We start from the raw sequence: 531 nt of genomic DNA on the forward strand, positions 1-531 counted from the left end.
GTTGCCCTGGGCGTCCATGTCGACCACCAGGACGCGGTGGCCGGCCTCGGCGGCGGCGGTGGTGATGCCCTGGGCGACGCCGGTCTTGCCGACACCGCCCTTGTGGTTGGCGACGGAGACGTGCGGAGCTGGCCGGGCTGGTGCGGACATCGGGGAGTCCTTCCGGGGGAGGGTTGCCGCCCAGCACAGTGGCAGCAAGCATCCAAGCAATCAAGCAAGCAAGGAAGCCGGGCGCGTCAGCGGCCGAACAGCCGCTTCCGGGGCTTCTGCGCGGGCTCCGGGCCCGGCTCCGGTGCGCGCGGCCGGGAGAGGGCCTCCCGCCGGGCGTCGGCGGCGCGCAGCGCCTGGGCGGCCTGCTCCTCGCGGGCCTTGTCGCTCGCGTCGCGGCAGGGCTCGCACTCCTCCTCGCCGTCCCAGCTCCCCTGCATCTCGGTGTCGTAGGTCGGGTCGTCCGGGCGCCGGCCGCAGGTGGGGCAGTGGCGGCGCTGCATGTCCTCCTCGTGCTTGATCGCCTCCTTCGCCTCCCGCTCC

The 531-nt window shown here is 74.4% G+C and carries 2 protein-coding genes; both read right to left on the reverse strand.

The window, feature by feature from the left end:
• A partial coding sequence (locus VR45_RS34850) for a ParA family protein (protein WP_045943920.1) occupies positions 1–150 on the reverse strand: 150 nt, incomplete at its 3' end.
• Between the two features lie 86 nt (positions 151–236).
• Positions 237–531: hypothetical protein (locus tag VR45_RS34855; RefSeq protein ID WP_045943921.1), on the reverse strand; the 295-nt coding region annotated here is incomplete at its 5' end.

The sequence above is a fragment of the Streptomyces sp. NRRL S-495 genome, from assembly GCF_000966955.1.
GTDB classification, from domain to species: Bacteria; Actinomycetota; Actinomycetes; order Streptomycetales; family Streptomycetaceae; genus Kitasatospora; species Kitasatospora purpeofusca.